This window comes from Trinickia terrae (assembly GCF_005144415.1).
In the GTDB taxonomy this organism is placed as follows: Bacteria; Pseudomonadota; Gammaproteobacteria; order Burkholderiales; family Burkholderiaceae; genus Trinickia_A; species Trinickia_A terrae.
This window is the reverse complement of sequence record NZ_SWJE01000004.1, coordinates 185999-205857: the sequence shown is the minus strand read 5'-3', so window position 1 is coordinate 205857 and position 19859 is coordinate 185999. Positions and strand designations below refer to the sequence as shown.

Here is a 19859-nt window from a genome sequence, read left to right as displayed (position 1 = left end):
CCCCGCGAATGTGTGGAAACGGTGCGTTGTATCGGGTTCAGCGCGCGGCGCTGCCGGCGCCCGCCCCGGCATCCGGCAGGATCGGCCGAATCGAGCCCGGCACGATGCTCGCGCCGAAGTCGCGGATCAGCGATTGCACGAACGGATCTGCGCCGATCTCGCGCTCCGCTTCGCGCTGGCGCTCGGCGCGCGCCGCGGCATCGAGCGCCGCGGCGGTGCGGCGCGCCGGCCCGACTTCGACTTGCACATCGACCGGCTTGCCGAGCTTTTCCGCAAGCGCCGCCTTGAGCTTTGCGACCTGCGAGCTTTCCGCGTATTGCGGCACGGGCACGCTCAGCTTCAAGCAGTTGCCCGCGGCTTCGGTCAATTCGCTGTTGAACGCGAGCTGGTAGGAAATGCCTTTCAGCGGCAGGCTGGCGGCAAGCGCAGGCCAGTCGCCTTCGAAGCCGATTGCGTCTAGCGGGACAGGCGGCGGCAGGGAGCGCAAATCGACCACCGGCAATGCGGGCTGGGCGCTTTTTGCTTCCGCCCGCGCGTCGTCGCGGCCGCTGTCGAAGGCCGGGACGAAGTTGTCGTCGGGCGGCGCAAAGTAGGCGTCCTCGGCGGAAGCCGGAACGTAGTCGTCGAGCGGGATGTCGTCCCAGGGAGGCGTCGGCGAGGCGTTTGCGCCGGGGGATGACCCTGCCGGTTCCTCCCGCCGCACGGCACGCGGCGTGGGCACCGGGACCTTGACTTGCGGCGCAGCGCCCTTCGGAACGGCGGCCGGCGCCGCATTGGCGGCTCGGCCTCGCTCCGTCGACACGCGCATGCCGGCGTTGCGCAGCACATCCAGTGCTGCGCTGGCGCCGCTTGCGCGCTGGCGTGGCGCGGCGTCGGATGCGGGCGTTGGCTCAGGCGCAGGGGATGCAGTGGAGAGCGGAGCCTGCCCGGCGGGCTGGCCAGCTGCCTCCTGAGTCGCAGAAGCTTGTGTGTCAGCGATCTCCAGCACGGTCGACGTGGTCGTACCGGAAGAAATCTGCTGCTCGATCGGCACGGCAGCGGGCGTGACCGTTGCGGAATTCGCACTCGCTGCGCTCCCGGACTTCTCCGAAGGAGGCTCGGGTTCAGTGGCTTTCGGCGCGTTGCCGGCTTCCGGCTGTGTTATTGCAGACCGCGCACTGCGCATAGACCCCGCGCCCTGCTGCTCCGCAGTTGCCGATCGCGGAACTTGCGCCGCCTGTGCGGCAACCGTCGGCGCGGCAGCCGGCCTCCGGTCGGCACTACCGGCAACGCCTGGCTTCGCCGCCCGCGGCGCCGGAGTCGAGCCGCCGCCCGGCCCTGCCGGTTCGAACGCGAGCATGCGCAGCAAGGTCATCGTGAAGCCCGCATACTCATCGGGCGCGAGACCCAGCTCGCTTCGGCCAATCGTCGCGATTTGATAGAAGAGCTGCACCTGTTCGGGCGTCAGCGCATCCGCGAAACGGCGCAGGTCGCTCGCCTCGGGCCACTCGTCGAGCACCGACGACGGCGCGAACTGCGCCCACGCGATCCGGTGCAGCAAGCCCGCCAGATCCTGCAGCGCATTCGAAAACGACAGGCTGCGCAGCGACATTTCGTCCGCGACCGCCAGCACCTGCGGGCCGTCGCCGGCCACGAGCGCGTCGAGCAAGCGAATCAGGTAGCTTTGATCGAGCGCCCCGAGCATGCCGCGAACCGCGTCCTCGGTCACCTGGTTCGCCGAATAGGCAATCGCCTGATCGGTCAACGAGAGCGCATCGCGCATGCTGCCTTCGGCCGCACGTGCAAGCAGCCGCAACGCCTGCGGCTCGAACACGATCTGCTCTTCGCCGAGAATCCGCTCGAGGTGCGAGACGATATGCCCGGCCGGCATCTGCTTCAGATTGAATTGCAGGCAGCGCGACAGCACCGTCACGGGGATCTTTTGCGGATCGGTGGTCGCGAGAATGAACTTGACGTGCGGCGGCGGCTCTTCCAGCGTCTTCAGCATCGCATTGAACGCGTGGTTGGTCAGCATGTGCACTTCGTCGATCATGTAGACCTTGAAGCGCGCATCGACCGGCGCATACACCGCCCGCTCGAGCAACGCCGCCATTTCGTCGACGCCGCGGTTGCTCGCCGCATCCATCTCGACATAGTCGACAAAGCGCCCCTCGTCGATCTCGCGGCACGCACGGCACACGCCGCACGGCGTCGCGGTCACGCCGGTTTCACAATTGAGCGCCTTGGCGAAGATGCGCGAGAGCGTCGTCTTGCCTACGCCGCGGGTTCCGGTGAACAGATAGGCGTGGTGCAGACGCCCGCCGTCGAGCGCGTGCGTGAGCGCGCGCACGACGTGTTCTTGTCCGACGAGCGAAGCGAAATCCTTCGGTCGCCATTTGCGTGCGAGAACTTGATAGGTCATCCGGAAATTGTATCAGCAACGCTGTGGCGCCAAGACGATTCATGCGCGCCCGGCGCCGAGCTTCGAGCGCGACAACGAAAGACGCGACGCACCAACGCCGACGGACGACAAGTGACAGCCGATGGGGGAATTGAAAGCGGGGGAAAGGAAAAGCGGAAGGTGACGAGCCCGACCCTCGGCACTGGTGGAAAACGGCTGTGGCTGCTTCGTTCCCGACCTGACCAGGTTGACCGCCCCTCCATGCGAGGAGGCCCGTCACGGCGCATTCTATCATCGGTCGAGACACAGCGCGAATGAAATCGCGAGAATCCAGCTCGCGACGCCACTTGCATTTGCCAGCAGAGCCTCCACTTTGGAGCCGTAACCGAAGGCCCATAAAGGCTTGGTGAGGTCCGGGCGAGACGTTGCGGCGCATACAACCCTACTGTGCGAATGAGTACTATCGCCAGCGGCAACGCATAGCAATTTAAGCTAATATGACGCACGGATGACCCGCAAACTGCGGTTGCCGGTACGTCGAAAGCGCTTCGAAGCATCGCCTCGCCGCGTTTCTTCCGGTAATCATTGAGCGTTAGCGCGAACGGAACTTTCCCCAGTTTTGGTGTATCGTGGCGAGCAATTTTTCAGGCGGGCCTCGAACCAAAAGAGGTATTTCATACATGAGCGAACAAATCAAGCACATTAGCGACGCATCGTTCGAACAGGACGTCGTGAAATCCGATAAACCCGTCCTGCTCGACTTCTGGGCCGAGTGGTGCGGTCCCTGCAAAATGATCGCCCCGATCCTCGACGAAGTCGCCAAGGATTACAGCGACCGTCTGCAAATCGCGAAGATCAATGTCGACGAACATCAATCGACGCCGGTGAAGTTCGGCGTGCGCGGCATTCCCACGCTGATCCTGTTCAAGAACGGCGCGGTTGCCGCACAGAAGGTCGGCGCATTGTCGAAGTCGCAACTGACGGCGTTCCTCGACAGCAACCTTTAATCGTCATTTACCGCGCGTGTTGTGAGTGGACAACACGCGCGGCGCGCACGTCGATCCGCCGCCCGGGCGGGTTTTTGCGTGTGCTATGCTAGAATCATAAGACTTCAAGAAGACATGTAAGTCCCTGAGCGGTTCCGCTCGATTCCTCCTCCCAGATTTCATTTCGTCGCACCTTCTTTCCCCGACGGGATTTCCGTATGCATTTATCCGAGCTCAAGTCTCAGCACGTGTCGCAATTGATCGAGATGGCGAACGGCCTCGAGATCGAAAACGCGAACCGCCTGCGCAAGCAGGAACTGATGTTCGCCATTCTCAAGAAGCGCGCCAAGACCGGCGAGACCATTTTCGGCGACGGCACGCTCGAAGTGCTGCCCGACGGCTTCGGCTTCCTCCGCTCGCCGGAAATGTCGTACCTCGCGAGCACCGACGACATCTACATCAGCCCGTCGCAGATCCGCCGCTTCAACCTCCACACCGGCGACACCATCGAAGGCGAAGTCCGCACACCGAAGGACGGCGAGCGCTACTTCGCGCTGGTAAAGGTCGACAAAGTCAACGGGCAGCCGCCCGAGGCCTCGAAACACAAGATCATGTTCGAGAACCTCACGCCGCTGCACCCGAACAAGCCGCTGCTGCTCGAGCGCGAAATGCGCGGCGAAGAGAACGTCACCGGCCGCATCATCGACATGATCGCGCCGATCGGCAAAGGCCAGCGCGGCCTGCTCGTCGCATCGCCGAAATCGGGCAAGACCGTGATGCTTCAGCACATCGCGCACGCGATCAAGCAGAACCATCCCGATGTCGTCCTGTTCGTGCTGCTGATCGACGAGCGCCCCGAAGAAGTGACGGAAATGCAGCGCTCGGTGGCGGGCGAAGTGATCGCCTCGACGTTCGACGAACCGGCCACGCGTCACGTGCAGGTCGCCGAAATGGTGATCGAGAAGGCCAAGCGTCTCGTCGAGATGAAGCACGACGTCGTGATCCTGCTCGACTCGATCACGCGTCTCGCGCGCGCCTACAACACGGTGATCCCGGCCTCGGGCAAGGTGCTGACGGGCGGTGTGGACGCCAACGCGCTGCAGCGTCCGAAGCGCTTCTTCGGCGCGGCGCGCAACATCGAGGAAGGCGGCTCGCTCACCATCATCGGCACGGCGCTGATCGAAACCGGCAGCCGCATGGACGACGTGATCTACGAAGAGTTCAAGGGCACCGGCAACATGGAAGTGCACCTCGAACGGCGTCTCGCGGAAAAGCGCGTGTACCCGTCGATCAACCTGAACAAGTCGGGCACGCGCCGCGAAGAGCTGCTGATCAAGCCCGAAGTGCTGCAGAAGATCTGGGTGCTACGCAAGTTCATCCACGACATGGACGAAGTCGAGGCGATGGAATTCCTGCTCGACAAGATCCGCCAGACGAAGGGCAATTCCGAGTTCTTCGATCTGATGCGCCGCGGCGGCTGATACTCCCCGCCCCGCTCGCAACACGAAACCGTCCGCACAGCGGGCGGTTTTTTTTCGCCTGTGCGCAATGGTTCATTGTCTCGCCAAGGCATGCGCCAACCTGTACGTGAACGTTCACGTTCCGCCAAACTGCCGACACTCGTTCATATCGGCACGCCATCCATGGACAAAGAACCCGCCACGCTCCTCACGGTTCGCGACGCCGCCGAACGGCTCGGCGTCACACCTCGAACCCTCAAGTATTACGAAGAACGCGGGCTTGTCACGCCGTCTCGCAGCGAAGGACGCTACCGGCTCTACGACGAGCGCGATCTCGAACGCTTCGGGCGCATCCTGCGGCTGCGCTCGCTCGGATTTTCACTGACCGGCATCGTCGAGATGCTCAAGCGGCCGCTGGAGAGCGTCGAAGGCGGACGCAATCGCTATCCGACGCAGTCGCTGCGGCAGATCCGCGACGCCTTGGCCGAGCAAATAAAGGCGCTCTACCAGCTCGATATCGCCGCGCGCGAACGCGCCGGTGCTGACGGCATCTACGACTTTTATCTCGCCCACCACCGGCTCATGACACTTGACTTGCGCCGACTGGACACCACAACCTAATGTGTCAACGATGTCCTCGCACGTGTGTCAACCATGTCCCCGGTCTATACACAGCGTGGCAAAAGCAGATCAATTGAGTTACGTTTCGCTTCGACGATGCTATCCAAACTCACCCAGTGGTTCGGCGACCGGCGCCGCAGCCGTGCGCTTCGCGAACACGCCATTGCCGACGACATTTGGCAGGCAACGCTCGACGGCCTGCCCTTCCTCTCGCACCTCGATGCAGCCGATCTCGCGCGCCTGCGCGAACTGACGAGCCTCTTCATCGCGCAGAAGGAGTTTTCGACGGCGCACGAGCTCGAGCTGACCGACGCGATGACGGTCGCGATCGCCGTGCAGGCGTGCCTGCCGGTGCTTAACCTGAGCCTAGACTTGTATCGCGGCTGGGTCGGCGTGGTCGTGTATCCGGGCGAATTCGTCATCCGCAAGACCGTCGAGGACGAGGACGGCGTCGTGCACGAAGTCGAGCACGACGCGAGCGGCGAGGCCTGGGAAGGCGGTCCGGTGATCCTGTCGTGGGAGGACGCGCAGATGACCGACGGCCAGGACGCCTACAACGTCGTTATCCACGAGTTCGCGCACAAGATCGACATGCTGACGGGCGAGACCGACGGCCATCCTCCGCTCTTCAGACGCTGGCACGCACCGCTCGACGCCGCCGGCTGGGCCGACGTGTTCGATCACGCCTACGACCAGTTCTGCGCCCGCGTCGACGCCGTGCCCGAGCGGCGCTGGGCGCGCTTCGAGCGCGAATCGCTGATCGATCCGTACGCGACCGACCATCCGTCGGAATTCTTTGCCGTCTGCACGGAGGCGCTGTTCGTGAAGCCGCGACAGTTCGAAGCCGAATACCCCGAGCTGTACCGGCTGCTCGCGCGCTATTACCGGCAGGACCCGGCCCGCACCGGCGTGCTGGGCGCGGCGCCGGGCACGCCAGGCGGCGAAATCGGCACAGGCCCCAAAAATTCGTCAACCACCTGATTTTGTGGCATAATCGCGGTTTTTCGACCTTAGGCAAGTGGCTCGCGCGGGAACGTCACACAGGCGTCAGCGGGCTGGCTACCGCCAGACTAAAAGGAAAGACCATGAAAGAAGGCATTCACCCGAATTACCGCGAAGTCCTGTTCATCGACATGTCGAACGACTTCAAGTTCGTGACGCGCTCGACCATCGTGACCAAGGAAACGGCCGAATTCAACGGCAAGACCTACCCGCTCGCGAAGATCGAAGTGTCGTCGGAATCGCACCCGTTCTACACCGGCCAGCAAAAGATCATGGACACGGCAGGCCGCGTCGAGAAGTTCAACAAGAAGTTCGGTGCACGCGCTTCCGCCAAGGCAGCGAAGTAATACCGCAGCAGGTTCGGGCACTCGCTCACGGCAGGCCCGCTCCGGCTCGAAACAGAAAAGGGCAGCTTCGGGCTGCCCTTTTTGTCGCACATTGCAAACACAAATACGCATATCGCGCCCGGCAAGGTGCGATATCCGCAGGTTGTCCCGCTTTCCTGTTTCCGGACCTTTCCAGGCATTGCCAAACGCATCCTTTCATTGCGGGCTGTAAGGTGTGCTGCCCCAGAAGAGCCGCCCCGTCTACAATGCCGGATGCTCAAAAAAGCCCGCGCCGCACTTCAGGCGGGAAGAACCGCCTACCGATATCCGCCCGATCTGCATGAGACCCGTTGTCCGCCTCACTGCCTCCGCCACCCGCGCGCTGCCGCGCTGGCTCCTGCTCACGCTGACCATCGTCTATGCCGCATTCGGCCTCTTCGGCCGTGATCCGTGGAAGAACGAAGACGCGGCCGGCTTCGGCGTGATGTGGACGATGGCCAACGGCGGCACGCACGACTGGCTGCTGCCGAATCTCGTCGGCAAGTACATTACCGACAACGGCCCGCTCGGCTACTGGCTCGGCGCCGCGTCGATCCGCGCGCTCAGTCCGTGGGTCGATGCGAGCAACGCCTCGCGCGTCTTCACGGGCCTGCTCTTTTGCGCGGCCTGCGCGTTCGTCTGGTACACGGCCTACCTGCTCGGCCGCCGCGCGGAGGTGCAGCCGTTCAAGTACGCGTTCGGCGGCGAGCCGGAGCCGCGCGACTATGGCCGCACGCTCGCCGACGGCGCGCTCCTGATCCTGCTCGCCTGCTTCGGGCTCGCCGAGCGCGGCCACGAAACGACGCCGCAGCTCGCGCAGTTCGTCTGCATCGGGATGCTCGTCTACGGGCTCGTGCGCGGCATCGACAAGCCCCTGCAAGGCGCGCTCTGGTGGGGTGCAGCGCTTGGGCTCACCGCGCTGACGAGCAATCCGCTCGTGGTCGGCGCACTCCTCGTCGGCACGTTCGCGATGGTCGTCATCGTGCCCGAAGTACGCACCGTCTGGCGGCCACTGGTCGGCCTGCCGCTCGCGGTCGCGCTCGCGATTTCGTGGCCGATCGCCGCGCTCTCCACCTATCCCGCCGACGCCACCTGGTTCCTGAACCAATGGGTGAACGGCAGCTTCTACCGCTTCTCCGCGCCGCCCGGCTACGTGCTCGTCTACGCGCTGAAGAACCTGCCGCTCTTCACCTGGCCCGCGTGGCCGCTCGCGATCTGGACATGGTTCAGCTGGAGCGGCCTGCGCCGCAAACCGCACGTGGCGATCCCGCTGCTCGTGATCGCGCCGCTCCTCGTGCTGGTCGTGCTGCAAAGCCACCAGAGCAACCTGCTCTACATGCTGCTGCTGCCGCCTCTCGCGACGCTCGCGGCCTTCGCGCTGCCCACCTTGAAGCGCGGCGCCATCAACGCGATCGACTGGTTCGCGCTGCTCTCCTTCACGATCCTCGGCACCTTCGTCTGGCTCGTGTGGCTCGCCAGCCTGACGGGCCACCCGCAACAGCTCGCGCACAACCTCGCGCGGCTCGTGCCTGGCTACACGGGACAATTCAGCGCGATCAGCTTCGCCTGCGCCGTGGCCGTGACGCTCAGCTGGTTCGCGCTCGTGCGCTGGCGGCTGGCGCGGCATCCGAAGGTGCTATGGCGCAGCGTGGTGCTCTCGAGCGCCGGCACGACGCTGATGTGGGTGCTCCTGATGACACTGTGGCTGCCGATCGTCAACTACAGCCGGACCTATCGCGACGTCGCGCTGCAAATCGCCGCGCACCTGCCCGAGGACTACACCTGCATCTCGCCGATCCGCCTCGGCGACGCGCAAATCGCCACCTTCGCCTACTTCGGCGACATGCAGTTCTCGTTCGCCGACGATTGCGACGTGATCCTGCGCCAGGACACGCAGGATTTCAGCGCCCCGAGCCCGATGCTGAGCTACGTCTGGAAGCTCGTCTGGGAAGGCCGGCGCGCGGCCGACCGCGATGAGCGCTTCCGCCTCTACGTGCGCGTCGACCGTCCGAAGCCGCCGCCGGCGACCATCAAGCGCCGCCTCTACCGTCATCCGAAGGATTGATGCCGGCCATGCTCGCCGACGTGCGCAAGATCTCGAATCTCGCATGGCCGGTGCTGGTCGGCCAGCTTGCGATCATCGCGTTCGGCGTGATCGACACGGCGATGGTCGGCCGCTACTCCGCCATCGATCTCGCCGCGCTCGGGCTCGGCGCGTCGATCTACGTCTCGGTCTACATCGGCCTGACCGGCATCCTCGTTGCGCTGCAGCCGGTGGCCGCGCAGCTCTTCGGCGCGCGCCGCGAGGCCGAGATCGGCGAGGAAGTCCGGCAGGCGCTGTGGCTCGCCGCGGCGCTCGCCGCCGTCGGCTTCTGGATTCTCTACTCGCCCGAGCCGCTGCTGCGCATCGCGCGTGCGCCGCAAGCGCTCCACGACCGCACGGTCGCCTATCTGCGCATCCTCGCGTTCGGCCTGCCGGCCGCACTCGTGTTCCGCATCTACAACTCGCTCACGAACGCCGTCGGCAAGCCGCGGCTCGTGATGTTCCTGCAAGTCGCAGCGCTCATCGTCAAGTTTCCGCTCAATACGTGGTTCATCTTCGGCGGGCTCGGCGTGCCGGCGCTCGGCGGCCCCGGCTGCGCGCTCGCGAGCATCGCGATCAACTGGGCGCTCGCCGCGACCGGCATGGCGCTCCTCGCGCGGCTCGATGTGTTCCGGCCGTTCGCGATCTTCTCGCGCTTTTGCTGGCCGGTCTGGCGGCGCCAGGCGGAGCTTCTGAAGCTCGGCTTGCCGATGGGCCTGTCGTACCTGATCGAAGTGACGTCCTATACCTTCATGGCGCTTTTCATCGCGCGCTTCGGCACGACCACGCTCGCCGGGCACCAGATCGCCGGCAACATCGGCGCCGTGCTCTACATGATGCCGCTGTCGATCGGCATCGCCGCTTCCACACTCGTCGCGCAGGCACTCGGCGCCCGCAAGCCCGAAGCGGCGCGCACGCTCTCGCGGCACGGCATCGCGATGGCCTGCGCGATCGCCTGCTGCTTCGGTCTCGCGGTGGCGCTGCTGCGGCCGCTCATCGTCTCGGGCTATACGCCGAACGCCAACGTCGCGGAGGCGGCGATGCCGCTCGTCTTGATCGTGACCGTCTATCACCTGTTCGACGCGCTGCAGGTCAGCACCGCATTCGTGCTGCGCGCGTACAAGGTCGTGATCGTGCCGACGATCATCTATGCGGTCGCGCTATGGGGCGTCGGGCTCGGCGGCGGTTACTGGCTCGGCTTCGACATCGGCGGCGGCGTGCCGCACTGGCTCACCGGCGCGCGCGGCTTCTGGGCCGCCAACGCCGCCAGCCTCGCGGTGGCGGGCGGCGGGCTCTTTCTCTACTGGCGCCGCGTCAGCTCGCGCCACGTGCATGCCGCTCAGGCAGCATCGACAGACGCCGCCTGAGCATTGCCCACGCGGCGCGGTGCACGCATCACACCCGTTCGCGTTCGTCGCGCCGCTCGAACACCTCGTGCGCCGCGAACAACGCGTTCAGCGCCGCCGGAAAACCCGCGTAGACGGCCATCTGCATGAACACCTCGACGATCTCGTCGCGCGTGCAGCCGACGTTCAGCGCGGCTTCGATATGGATCTTCAACTGCGGCAGCGCATTGCCGAGCGCCGCGAGCGCGGCGATCGTCGCGATCTCACGCGCTTTCAAGTCGAGTTGCGGCCGGCTGTAGATGTCGCCGAACGCAAACTCGACCATGAGGCGGGCGAAATCCGGCGCGATCGGCGCGAGCGCCGCGGCGACGCGCTCGCCGGCCGCGCCGTCGATCTCCTTCAGCTTGTCCCATCCTCGTGAGTAGCGGTCGGCTTGAGCGTGTGCATTCGTGTTTTCCATGGCGAATCCTTGACGGTTTGAGGGTTGTCGTTCGTACCTGTCATGTCCGCCTCGAGCGCGGCGTAATACACGATCTTTTCGTCGATCGCCTCGAGATTGGTCCGCAACTGCTCGATCTGCGCCAGCACCGCATCGCGATGCGCGGCCAGCATCTCGCGCCGCTCGTGCACCGTCGCGTCGCCGCGGGCACGCAGTTCCGCGAAGGCCTGCATCCCCGCGATCGGCATGCCGGTCGCCTTCAGGCGCATCAGGAACAGGAGCCAGTCGCGGTCGGCGCCCGAATAGAGCCGGTGCCCCGCCTCCGTGCGTGCGACAGCCCGGATCAAGCCGGCCTGCTCGTAGTAGCGCAGCGTATGCGTCGAGACGCCGGTGGCCGCGGCCATCTGGCCGATCGTGAGTGCGTTTGACATGACAGCACCAAGGTTAGGAGTTCGAGTGCACTCTAAGTCAAGCGCCTTCGCTTGTCAGCGTGTCACTTGTCTGCCTTACAGGCGCTTACTGCGCTCAGGTAGAATCGCCCCACTCTGAAAGCCTTCAGGAGCGCGGTCGATGCGAAGCAGTCAATCAAAACAAGCATGCATGTGGGCCGTCGCGGCGGCCGCGGTCATCGGTCTCCTCGGCGCCACGGCGTGGCGCGCCGATGCAGCGCGCACCGTCAGCGTGTCGCCGCAGGGCAAGGTCACGCAAGTGCGGCAGGCCGTCGTCAAGTTCGATGAGGCGATGGTCCCGTTCGGCGCGCCTGATTTGCCGAACCCAGCGCAGCTTCATTGCAGCGACGCGGCGGCGACGAGCGGCCAGGGCCGCTGGATCGACGAGAAAACCTGGGCCTACGACTTCGCCAGCGACCTGCCGCCCGGCGTGCGCTGCACGCTCGACCTCAACGGCGGCCTGAAGTCGAGCGCCGGCAATGCCGTGACAGGCACGCGCCGCTTCATGTTCGAGACGGGCGGCCCCTTTCCTGTCGACGTGAGGCCGGGCAGCGGAGAGATCGAAGAGAACCAGGTCTTCATCCTGACGCTCAACGGCCCGGCGAACGAAGCGTCGGTGCGCGAGCATGTCTGGTGCGAATCGAACGGTCTCGGCAATCGCATTCCCGTCCAATACGCCGATGCGGCGACGCGCCGTGCGCTCATCGAGCGCTTTCGCTTGAAGAAAGAAAGCGACCGCTTGCTGACGCTCGCCTGCCAGCAAGCCCTGCCGTCGAACACGAAGATGCAGCTCGTGTACGGCAAGGGTGTCGCCAGTCCGAGCGGCATCGCGAACGATGTCGAGCGGCGCTTCGACTACACGGTGCGCGAGCCGTTTGCCGCGAGTTTTTCGTGCGAGCGCGAGAACGCGAAAGCGCCCTGCACGCCGTTGCGGCCGATCCGCCTGCAATTCAACGCGCCGATCAAGCGCGCCGACGCCGAGCAGATCCGCGTGCAAGGCCCCAACGGCGCGATCGCCCCGACCTTCGCGCCCGACGACAAGGACCCGGAAACCGCGGCGGTCGAATTCGCCGCGCCGCTGCCCGAGAGCGCGGAGCTCACCGTCGACGTCCCCAAATCGCTGCACGACGTGAGCGGCAGGCCGCTCGTCAACGCCGACCTGTTCCCGCTGAAAACGCGCACGGCGCCAATGCCGCCGCTCGCCAAGTTCTCCTCGTCGACATTCGGCATCATCGAGCGCTACGCGGAACCGCACATGCCCCCGCTCGTGCCGGTCACCTTGCGCAACGTCGAAGCGGACCTGCATGTCGCCGGCCTCAACTCGGGCGGCCTCGCGCAGTTCGCGACGCTGCAGGTCGGCGCGGACAGCGACATCCGCCGCTGGATGCAGCTCGTCGAGCGCTTCGACAGCTACGGCATGGACAAGTCGTCGATCGACAAGCTGATGCCCGGCCTGCTCGCGCGCAACAAGAACGCGGTGATCATTCCGCCGCCGCGCAACGGCGACGATGCGGAGGGCGACCAAGCCGCCAATGCCGGCGCTCGCGAAAACCGCAAGAACCCGCAGATCGACGTCCGCTCGCTGTCCTTGCTCGCCGGGCAACAAGGCGTCGAGACGCTGAGCCTGCCGAAGGCCGATCCGAAGACGCTGCGGCCATTCGAGGTCGTCGGCGTGCCGGTCGCGAAGCCGGGCTTCTACGTGATCGAGCTGGCGTCGCCCGCGTTGGGCGCGTCGCTGCTCGGCAAGCGCGTGCCGATGTACGTGCGCACCGCGGTGCTCGTCACGAACCTCGGCGTGCATTTCAAGCAAGGCCGCGAGAACAGCGTCGTCTGGGTGACGACGCTCGATAAAGGCCAGCCCGTGCCGAACGCCGACGTGCGCGTCTCCGATTGCAACGGCGACCAGGTCGCCGCGGGCAAGACCGACGCGCATGGCCTCTTGACCATCGACGGGCCGCTCGAGCCGGCCAAGCGCTGCGATGATTCACGCTTCTATGGCTTCTTCGCGTCGGCGCGCATCGACGATCCCAAGACCGGCCCCGACATGGCCTTCGTCCAATCGGACTGGAATCGAGGCATCGAATCGTGGCGCTTCAACGTGCCGACCGATTTCAGCGCCGAGCAGAGCGTGCGCGCGCATACGGTGTTCGACCGCACGCTGTTGCGCGCGGGCGAGACGGTGTCGATGAAGCACATGATCCGCGTCGAGACGCTGCATGGCTTCGCGTTTCCAAAGCAGTACCCGACGCGCGTCACGATCCGCCATCTCGGCAGCGGGCAGACCTACAGTCTGCCGCTCACGTGGGCCGCCGATCACACCGCGGATTCGACGTTCACGATTCCAGCGGCGGCCAAGCTCGGCGAATACAGCGTGTCGCTCGACGACGGCGGCGCGAAAGCAGACACGAGCGCCGGCGGCGGCCAAAGCGATAAAAACGACGACGACGACAGCAGCAACGCAGACGCCCCGCATATGAGCTACGACAGCGGCAGCTTCCGCGTCGAGGAATTCCGCCTGCCGGTGTTCAAAGGCTCGATCGCGGTGCGCAACGAGAAACCGAGCCCGCTCGTCGCCGCGAAGGAAGCGCCGGTTGCGGTGCAGATCGACTACGTCTCGGGCGGTGCGGCATCGAATCTGCCCGTGCAGGTGTCGGCGCTCGTCAAGCCCACGACGCCCGCCTTCACCGACCGCTTCCCCGATTTCAGCTTCGTCCCCTACCGCCGTCACGCGGACCAGAATGCCTCAGGCGACGAGAACGCCTCCTCCGACGAAAACAGCGACACGCAGGAGGCCGAGGAAGTCGCCAAGCTCGTCGCCGACAAGGCGCCCCTCACGCTCGATCGCAACGGCTCGGGCAGCCTCGTCTTGAAGAACCTGCCCGAGGTGGACGCGCCCAAGCGCCTCGCGCTCGAGGCCACCTTCGCCGACCCGAACGGCGAAGTGCAGACGATCGGCGGCAACGCCACGCTGTGGCCCGCGGCGGTCGTCGCCGGGATCAAGTCGGGACGCTGGGTGTCGGTCGGCAACACGGTGCCCGTCACGGCGCTCGCCGTCGACCTGCAAGGCAAGCCGCGCGCAGGCGTCGCCCTCGAAGTGCGCGGCGTCGCGCGCATCATGACGACCTCGCGCAAGCGCATGGTCGGCGGCTTCTATGCGTACGACAACCACACCGAAACGCGCGACCTCGGCACGCTGTGCAGCGGCAAGAGCGATGACCACGGCCTGCTCGCCTGCGACGCCAAGCTGCGCGAAGCCGGCAACGTCGACCTGATCGCCATCGCGAAGGACGGCGACGGACATCAGTCGACGGCGAGCACGTCGGTCTGGGTCACGCGCGAGGACGAGCTCTGGTTCGGCGGCGAGAACACCGACCGCATCGACGTCCTCCCGGAGAAGACCAGCTACGAGCCCGGCGAGACCGCGCGCTTCCAGGTGCGCATGCCGTTCCGCTTCGCGACGGCGCTCGTCGCCATCGAGCGCGAAGGCATCGTCGAGACGCACGTCGTGCAGCTCGACGGCAAGGACCCGACCGTCGAGCTCAAGGTCAACGAAGCGTGGGGGCCGAACGTGTACGTGTCGGTGCTGGCGCTGCGCGGACGCATCCACGAGGTGCCCTGGTACTCGTTCTTCACCTGGGGCTGGAAGGCGCCGCTCGAATGGGTGCGCGCGTTCTGGTACGAAGGCCGCCAATACGAGGCGCCGACGCCGCTCGTCGATCTCTCGAAGCCCGCGTTCCGCTACGGGCTCGCCGAGATCAAGGTCGGCACCGCGGCGCACCGGCTCGCGGTAACGGTCACGCCCGATGCGAAGTCCTACCCCGTGCGCGACAAGGCGCGCGTCACCGTGCGCGTGCAGCTGCCGGGCGGCAAGCCCGCGCCGGCGGGCACGCAGATCGCGGTCGCGGCGGTCGACGAAGCGCTCCTCGAGCTGATGCCGAACCAAAGCTGGGAGGTGCTCGATGCCATGCTGCAGCGGCGCGCCTATGGCGTCGAGACGTCGACCGCGCAAATGGAGATCGTCGGACGCCGCCACTTCGGCCGCAAGGCGGTGCCGGCGGGCGGCGGCGGCGGACACAGCGCAACGCGCGAGCTGTTCGACACGCTGCTCCTGTGGAATCCGCGCGTGACGCTCGATGCGAACGGCCAGGCGAGCGTCGAAGTGCCGCTCAACGACTCGCTGACGAGCTTCCGCATCGTCGCGATCGGCGCGGTCGGCACGGGCCAGTTCGGCACCGGCAGCGCATCGATCCGCAGCACGCAGGACTTGCAGCTGATCTCGGGCCTGCCGCCGCTCGTGCGCGAGGGCGACCAGTTCCGCGCGCAGTTCACGGTGCGCAATACGACCGCGCGCGCGATGAAGGTCGTCGTCACCCCGAATGCCGCGCCGCTCGCGCTCTCGCCGCAAACCGTCGAGCTCGCGCCCGATTCGGCTCAGGAAATCGCCTGGACCGTCACGGCGCCCGACGGCCTCGCCGATGCGCCGACGCCCGCGCTCGCCTGGACCGTGAACGCCGCCGAGCAAGGCGGCGCCCACGCGGCCGATGCGATGAAGCTCTCGCAACGCGTGACCGCGGCGGTCCCCGTCACGGTCCAGCAGGCGACGCTCGCGCAGGTGGACGGCACGCTGTCGATCCCGATTGCGGCCCCCGCAAACGCCGCCGCATACACAACCCCAGCGCAAGCAGGCGTGCTGCGCGGGGGCATAGCCGTCTCGCTGCAGCCGAAGCTCTCCGACGGCATGCCGGGCGTCACGCGCTGGTTCCAGCGCTATCCGTACAGCTGCCTCGAGCAGCAGACCTCGCGCGCGATCGGCCTGCGCGACGCGGCGCAATGGCAGGCGATGCTCGCGCGGATGCCCGTCTATCTCGACCGCGACGGCCTCGCCAACTACTTCCCGCCCGCCGACGACGCGGACAATCGCGGCAGCCCGGCTCTCTCCGCCTACCTGCTCGCCGTCACCGACGAGGCGTCGAAGCTCGATGCGCGCCTCGCCCTCTCCGACGACTTGCGCAGCAAGCTGGAAGCGGGCCTGACGGGCTTTGTCGAGGGCCGCATCGCGCGCAACTTCTGGGCGCCGCGCAAGGATCTAGACCTGCGCAAGCTCGCGGCGATCGAAGCGCTCTCGCGCTACGGCGCGGCCAACGCGCGCATGCTCGGCTCGATCGAAATCGCGCCGAACCAGTGGCCGACCTCGGCGGTGCTCGACTACTACCAGATCCTGTCGCGGCTGAAGAACGCGCCCGACCGTGACGCCAAGCTCGCGCAGGCCGAGCAGATCCTGCGCGCGCGGCTCACCTATCAGGGCACGCGCCTGACGTTCTCGACCGAAACGGACGACAACCTGTGGTGGCTGATGACCGACAACGAGGTCAACGCCGCGCGCATGGCGCTCGCGTTCGTCGACAACCCCGGCTGGAAGGACGAGATGCCACGGCTCGTGGCGGGCATGCTCGCGCTGCAACGCAACGGCGCATGGCAGACGACGACGGCCAACGTCTACGGATCGCTCGCGGTCGAGCGCTTCTCGCGCGCGTTCGAGAGCGCGCCGGTCACGGGGCAGACGAAGATCCAGCTCGACGGCGCGACCAGGACGATCGGCTGGGGCGCGGCCGCCGCTTCGGCGGCTTCGAGCGTCGCCGCTTCGCCCGTCACCCGTACCGTGAATGTCCGCAGCGAGCTGCTTCCGTGGCCGGCGGCGCAAAACGCCGCGACGCCGCTCACCTTGACGCAGGAAGGCACGGGCAAGCCGTGGGCGACGATCGAAAGCCTCGCCGCCGTCGCGCTGAAGGCGCCGTTCGCGGCCGGGTACCGGATCACCAAGACGGTGACGGCGCTCGAACCAGCGGTCAAGGGCGCTTACACGCGCGGCGACATCGTGCGCGTACACCTCGACATCGACGCGCAGACCGACATGACCTGGGTCGTCGTCAACGATCCGGTGCCGGCAGGCGCGACGATCCTCGGCTCGGGCCTCGGGCGCGATTCGGAGTCGGCGGCACAAGGCGAAAAGCAGCGCGGCGACACGTGGCCGGCGTTCGTCGAGCGCGGCTTCGACGGCTATCGCGCGTATTACGAGTACGTGCCGAAGGGCAAGTTCTCGGTCGAGTACACGGCGCGGCTCAACAACGTCGGCACGTTCGGCCTGCCGCCGACGCGCGTCGAGGCGCTGTATGCGCCGTCGACGTTCGGCGTGCTGCCGAATGCGCAGCTCGTCGTGCAACCGGCGCCGGCGGCGAAGTGAGACCGAAGTGTGAAGTGAGCGCGTGATGTCGAGATCGATGTTCGCTGTTGCGCAGCCGTTGCAAGACGCGCTCTCATGCGTTGCGAGGAAGCGCTTGCGCATGCCGTTGCGGTCCATGTCGCGCTGGGCTGCAACGGCCGCGCTCGCCGTGCTCCCACTTTGCGCTCACGCACTGCCCACCTTCGACACCGTCAAAAACGACTGGCGCAGCTCCGATTGGATCCTGCTCGCCCGCGACGGCGAGCCGCTTGCGCGCACGCGCGCCGATCGCAGCGAGCGGCGCGGCGACTGGGTCGCGCTCGCCGATGTATCGCCCGCGCTGCGCGAGGCGATCGTCGTCTCCGAGGACAAGCGCTTCTACGCGCACAGCGGCGTGGACTGGCGCGGCGTCGCGGGCGCGGCGTGGGGCAACCTGTGGAACACGCGCACTCGCGGCGCGTCGACGGTCACGATGCAGCTCACCGGCCTGCTCGACGACGACCCGAAACGCTCGGGACAACGATCGATCGCGCAAAAGGCCGTCCAGGCCGCGAACGCGCTTTGGCTCGAGCGAAGCTGGCGTAAGGACCAGATCCTCGAGGCGTACTTGAACCTCGTGCCGTTCCGAGGCGAGACGGTCGGTCTCGCGGCGATCTCGCAGACGCTCTTCGGCAAGGCGCCGTCCGGCCTCGACGAGCGCGAAGCGGCCATCGCCGCCGCGCTGATCCGCGCGCCGAACGCCCCTTACCGGAAAGTGGCCGAGCGCGCCTGCCGCATCCTGCGCGACATGGACTCGGCGAGCGGCTGCGCGAATCTCGACGGCTTCGTGCAGTTGGCATTCGCGCGGCCGGCGGCCTCGTTGGCGGCGTCCGCCACGTCCTCGGCAACCGATTCCGACACCCTCGCCCCCCACTTCGCACGGCGCATCGCGAACGAGCTCCACCCGGGCGCGGGCATGCGCGTGCGCTCGACGCTCGACGCGCGCCTGCAACGCTTCGCGCGCGACACGCTCACGCGCACGCTGATCGAGCTGAACGCCCCGCCGCACCGGCGCAACGTGCAGGACGGTGCGGCCATCGTCATCGACAACGTCTCGGGCGAGATCCTCGCCTATGTCGGCTCGTCAGGCGCGCTGTCGAAGGCGCGCGACGTCGACGCGGTGCTCGCGCTGCGGCAGGCCGGCTCGACGCTCAAGCCGTTCCTCTACGCCGAGGCGATCGACGAGCGGCGCGTGACGACCGCTTCGCTCCTCGACGACGCGCCGCTCGACCTCGCCGCCGGCGGCGGCCTCTACATGCCGCAGAACTACGACAAAGGCTTCAAGGGCTGGGTGAGCGTACGCACGGCGCTCGGCTCGTCGCTGAATGTGCCGGCGGTGCGCACGCTCGTGATGGTCACGCCGCACCGCTTCGCGAAGACACTCACCGCGCTCGGCCTGCCGCTGACGCAGGAAGGCGACTACTACGGCTACAGTCTCGCGCTCGGCAGCGCGGACGTGAGCCTGATCACGCTCGCCAACGCGTATCGCGCGCTCGCCAACGGCGGCGTGCCGCGGCCGACGTACGATCTGCCGCGCGGCTCGCAACCCGCGCGCGTTTCGGCAAACCAGCCGGAAACGCGCGTTTTCAGCCGCGACGCGAGCTTCATCGTCACGACCGTGCTCTCGGACAACAACGCCCGCACGCGCACCTTCGGCTTCGACAGCCCGCTCGCGACGCGCTTCTTCTCGGCCGTGAAGACCGGCACCAGCAAGGACATGCGCGACAACTGGACCGTCGGCTTCACGTCGCGCTACACGATCGGCGTGTGGGTCGGCAATGCGGACGGCACGCCGATGTGGGACGTCTCCGGCGTCTCCGGCGCGGCGCCCGTGTGGGCGGCGATCGCCGGCTATCTGCACCGGAATGCGCCGAGCATCGCGCCCGCTGCGCCGCCGGGCGTCGTGCGCACACGCGTCGTGTTCGAAAATGCGCTCGAGCCCGCGCGGGACGACTGGTTCCTCGCTGGCACGCAAATGCCGTTCGTCGGCCTTGCCGCAAATGCGGCCGATGCCAAAGGCAACGCCCAAGCCGCCGCGCCCCAAATCGCCGGCCCGACCGACGGCACGATCTTCGCGCTCGACCCGGACATCCCTGTGGAGCGCCAGCGCGTCTGGTTCGAGCGCGCACCGGGCTCGCCGGCGCGCAGCGCCTGGCGGCTCGACGGCCGCGCGCTCGGCGGCGCGGCGCGCGTCGCCTGGCTGCCGTGGCCGGGAATGCACAAGCTGGAACTGATCGATGCGCGCGGCAACGTCGCCGACACCGTGCGCTTCGAGGTGCGCGGAGCGAACGTCAAGCGAGCCGCCGCGAGCGGCGGCTCCCATGGTGCAAAAGGCGCAAAGCCGCTTGCCGGCGCATCGGCGCCGACGCCGCGCTGATGCCTCTCTAATGCCGATACGCCAGCCGAAGAAAACCTCAGGAATTGTCAGAAGATCTTTACACCGCTCATACGGCGCGGGCAAACTCTGAC

The 19859-nt window shown here is 66.7% G+C and carries 12 protein-coding genes and 1 other RNA gene; 9 read left to right on the top strand and 4 right to left on the bottom strand.

Annotated elements, in window-relative coordinates; translation table 11 throughout:
- Positions 1 to 37: 37 nt before the first annotated feature.
- Together FAZ69_RS08725 and ffs are read right to left on the bottom strand one after the other, a co-directional pair.
- Positions 38 to 2401, bottom strand: a complete 2364-nt coding sequence (locus tag FAZ69_RS08725) for a DNA polymerase III subunit gamma/tau (protein WP_136893547.1) — start codon at positions 2399 to 2401, stop codon at positions 38 to 40.
- A gap of 158 nt (positions 2402 to 2559) precedes the next feature.
- An RNA gene (ffs, locus tag FAZ69_RS08720) (signal recognition particle sRNA small type) lies at positions 2560 to 2658 on the bottom strand.
- A gap of 402 nt (positions 2659 to 3060) precedes the next feature.
- Here ffs and trxA point away from each other — a divergent pair.
- From trxA to FAZ69_RS08685, 7 genes are all read left to right on the top strand, one after another.
- Positions 3061 to 3387 carry a thioredoxin TrxA gene (trxA, locus tag FAZ69_RS08715; RefSeq protein ID WP_136893546.1) on the top strand — a complete coding sequence of 109 codons (327 nt, stop codon included), beginning with the start codon at positions 3061 to 3063 and terminating at the stop codon, positions 3385 to 3387.
- Between the two features lie 197 nt (positions 3388 to 3584).
- Positions 3585 to 4847 carry a transcription termination factor Rho gene (rho, locus tag FAZ69_RS08710; protein ID WP_136893545.1) on the top strand — a complete coding sequence of 421 codons (1263 nt, stop codon included), beginning with the start codon at positions 3585 to 3587 and terminating at the stop codon, positions 4845 to 4847.
- Positions 4848 to 5009: 162 nt separating this feature from the next.
- Positions 5010 to 5447, top strand: coding sequence for a MerR family transcriptional regulator (locus FAZ69_RS08705; RefSeq protein WP_136893679.1), 438 nt, complete (start codon positions 5010 to 5012; stop codon positions 5445 to 5447).
- A gap of 96 nt (positions 5448 to 5543) precedes the next feature.
- Positions 5544 to 6428 (top strand): M90 family metallopeptidase, encoded by an 885-nt coding sequence (locus FAZ69_RS08700; protein ID WP_136893544.1) that lies wholly within the window; start codon positions 5544 to 5546, stop codon positions 6426 to 6428.
- Positions 6429 to 6532: 104 nt separating this feature from the next.
- Positions 6533 to 6796, top strand: coding sequence for a type B 50S ribosomal protein L31 (locus FAZ69_RS08695; RefSeq protein WP_136893543.1), 264 nt, complete (start codon positions 6533 to 6535; stop codon positions 6794 to 6796).
- Positions 6797 to 7115: 319 nt separating this feature from the next.
- Positions 7116 to 8879, top strand: a complete 1764-nt coding sequence (locus FAZ69_RS08690; protein WP_136893542.1) for an ArnT family glycosyltransferase — start codon at positions 7116 to 7118, stop codon at positions 8877 to 8879.
- 8 nt (positions 8880 to 8887) lie between these two features.
- On the top strand, positions 8888 to 10264 hold the full coding sequence (locus FAZ69_RS08685) for an MATE family efflux transporter (RefSeq protein WP_136893678.1): 1377 nt from the start codon (positions 8888 to 8890) through the stop codon (positions 10262 to 10264).
- A 28-nt stretch (positions 10265 to 10292) separates the two neighbouring features.
- Here FAZ69_RS08685 and FAZ69_RS08680 read toward each other — a convergent pair whose 3' ends face one another.
- Both FAZ69_RS08680 and FAZ69_RS08675 read right to left on the bottom strand, forming a co-directional pair.
- Positions 10293 to 10703 (bottom strand): carboxymuconolactone decarboxylase family protein, encoded by a 411-nt coding sequence (locus tag FAZ69_RS08680; protein WP_136893541.1) that lies wholly within the window; start codon positions 10701 to 10703, stop codon positions 10293 to 10295.
- Positions 10643 to 11113, bottom strand: a complete 471-nt coding sequence (locus tag FAZ69_RS08675; protein ID WP_136893540.1) for a MerR family transcriptional regulator — start codon at positions 11111 to 11113, stop codon at positions 10643 to 10645. Before FAZ69_RS08675 ends, FAZ69_RS08680 begins: the two co-directional genes overlap by 61 nt.
- 169 nt (positions 11114 to 11282) lie before the next feature.
- Between FAZ69_RS08675 and FAZ69_RS08670 the strand changes: the two genes are divergently transcribed.
- Positions 11283 to 17372: an alpha-2-macroglobulin family protein gene (locus FAZ69_RS08670; protein WP_240702156.1), complete on the top strand. Its 6090-nt coding sequence runs from the start codon at positions 11283 to 11285 to the stop codon at positions 17370 to 17372.
- 100 nt (positions 17373 to 17472) lie between these two features.
- On the top strand, positions 17473 to 19767 hold the full coding sequence (gene pbpC, locus FAZ69_RS08665) for a penicillin-binding protein 1C (protein ID WP_136893538.1): 2295 nt from the start codon (positions 17473 to 17475) through the stop codon (positions 19765 to 19767).
- Positions 19768 to 19859 lie beyond the last annotated feature (92 nt).

Bases quoted from the DNA above. Each gene is read 5' to 3' on its own strand.
- FAZ69_RS08725 (WP_136893547.1), bottom strand. From the start codon at position 2,401: ATGACCTATCAAGTTCTCGCACGCAAATGGCGACCGAAGGATTTCGCT.
- trxA (WP_136893546.1), top strand. From the start codon at position 3,061: ATGAGCGAACAAATCAAGCACATTAGCGACGCATCGTTCGAACAGGAC.
- rho (WP_136893545.1), top strand. From the start codon at position 3,585: ATGCATTTATCCGAGCTCAAGTCTCAGCACGTGTCGCAATTGATCGAG.
- FAZ69_RS08705 (WP_136893679.1), top strand. From the start codon at position 5,010: ATGGACAAAGAACCCGCCACGCTCCTCACGGTTCGCGACGCCGCCGAA.
- FAZ69_RS08700 (WP_136893544.1), top strand. From the start codon at position 5,544: ATGCTATCCAAACTCACCCAGTGGTTCGGCGACCGGCGCCGCAGCCGT.
- FAZ69_RS08695 (WP_136893543.1), top strand. From the start codon at position 6,533: ATGAAAGAAGGCATTCACCCGAATTACCGCGAAGTCCTGTTCATCGAC.
- FAZ69_RS08690 (WP_136893542.1), top strand. From the start codon at position 7,116: ATGAGACCCGTTGTCCGCCTCACTGCCTCCGCCACCCGCGCGCTGCCG.
- FAZ69_RS08685 (WP_136893678.1), top strand. From the start codon at position 8,888: ATGCTCGCCGACGTGCGCAAGATCTCGAATCTCGCATGGCCGGTGCTG.
- FAZ69_RS08680 (WP_136893541.1), bottom strand. From the start codon at position 10,703: ATGGAAAACACGAATGCACACGCTCAAGCCGACCGCTACTCACGAGGA.
- FAZ69_RS08675 (WP_136893540.1), bottom strand. From the start codon at position 11,113: ATGTCAAACGCACTCACGATCGGCCAGATGGCCGCGGCCACCGGCGTC.
- FAZ69_RS08670 (WP_240702156.1), top strand. From the start codon at position 11,283: ATGTGGGCCGTCGCGGCGGCCGCGGTCATCGGTCTCCTCGGCGCCACG.
- pbpC (WP_136893538.1), top strand. From the start codon at position 17,473: ATGCCGTTGCGGTCCATGTCGCGCTGGGCTGCAACGGCCGCGCTCGCC.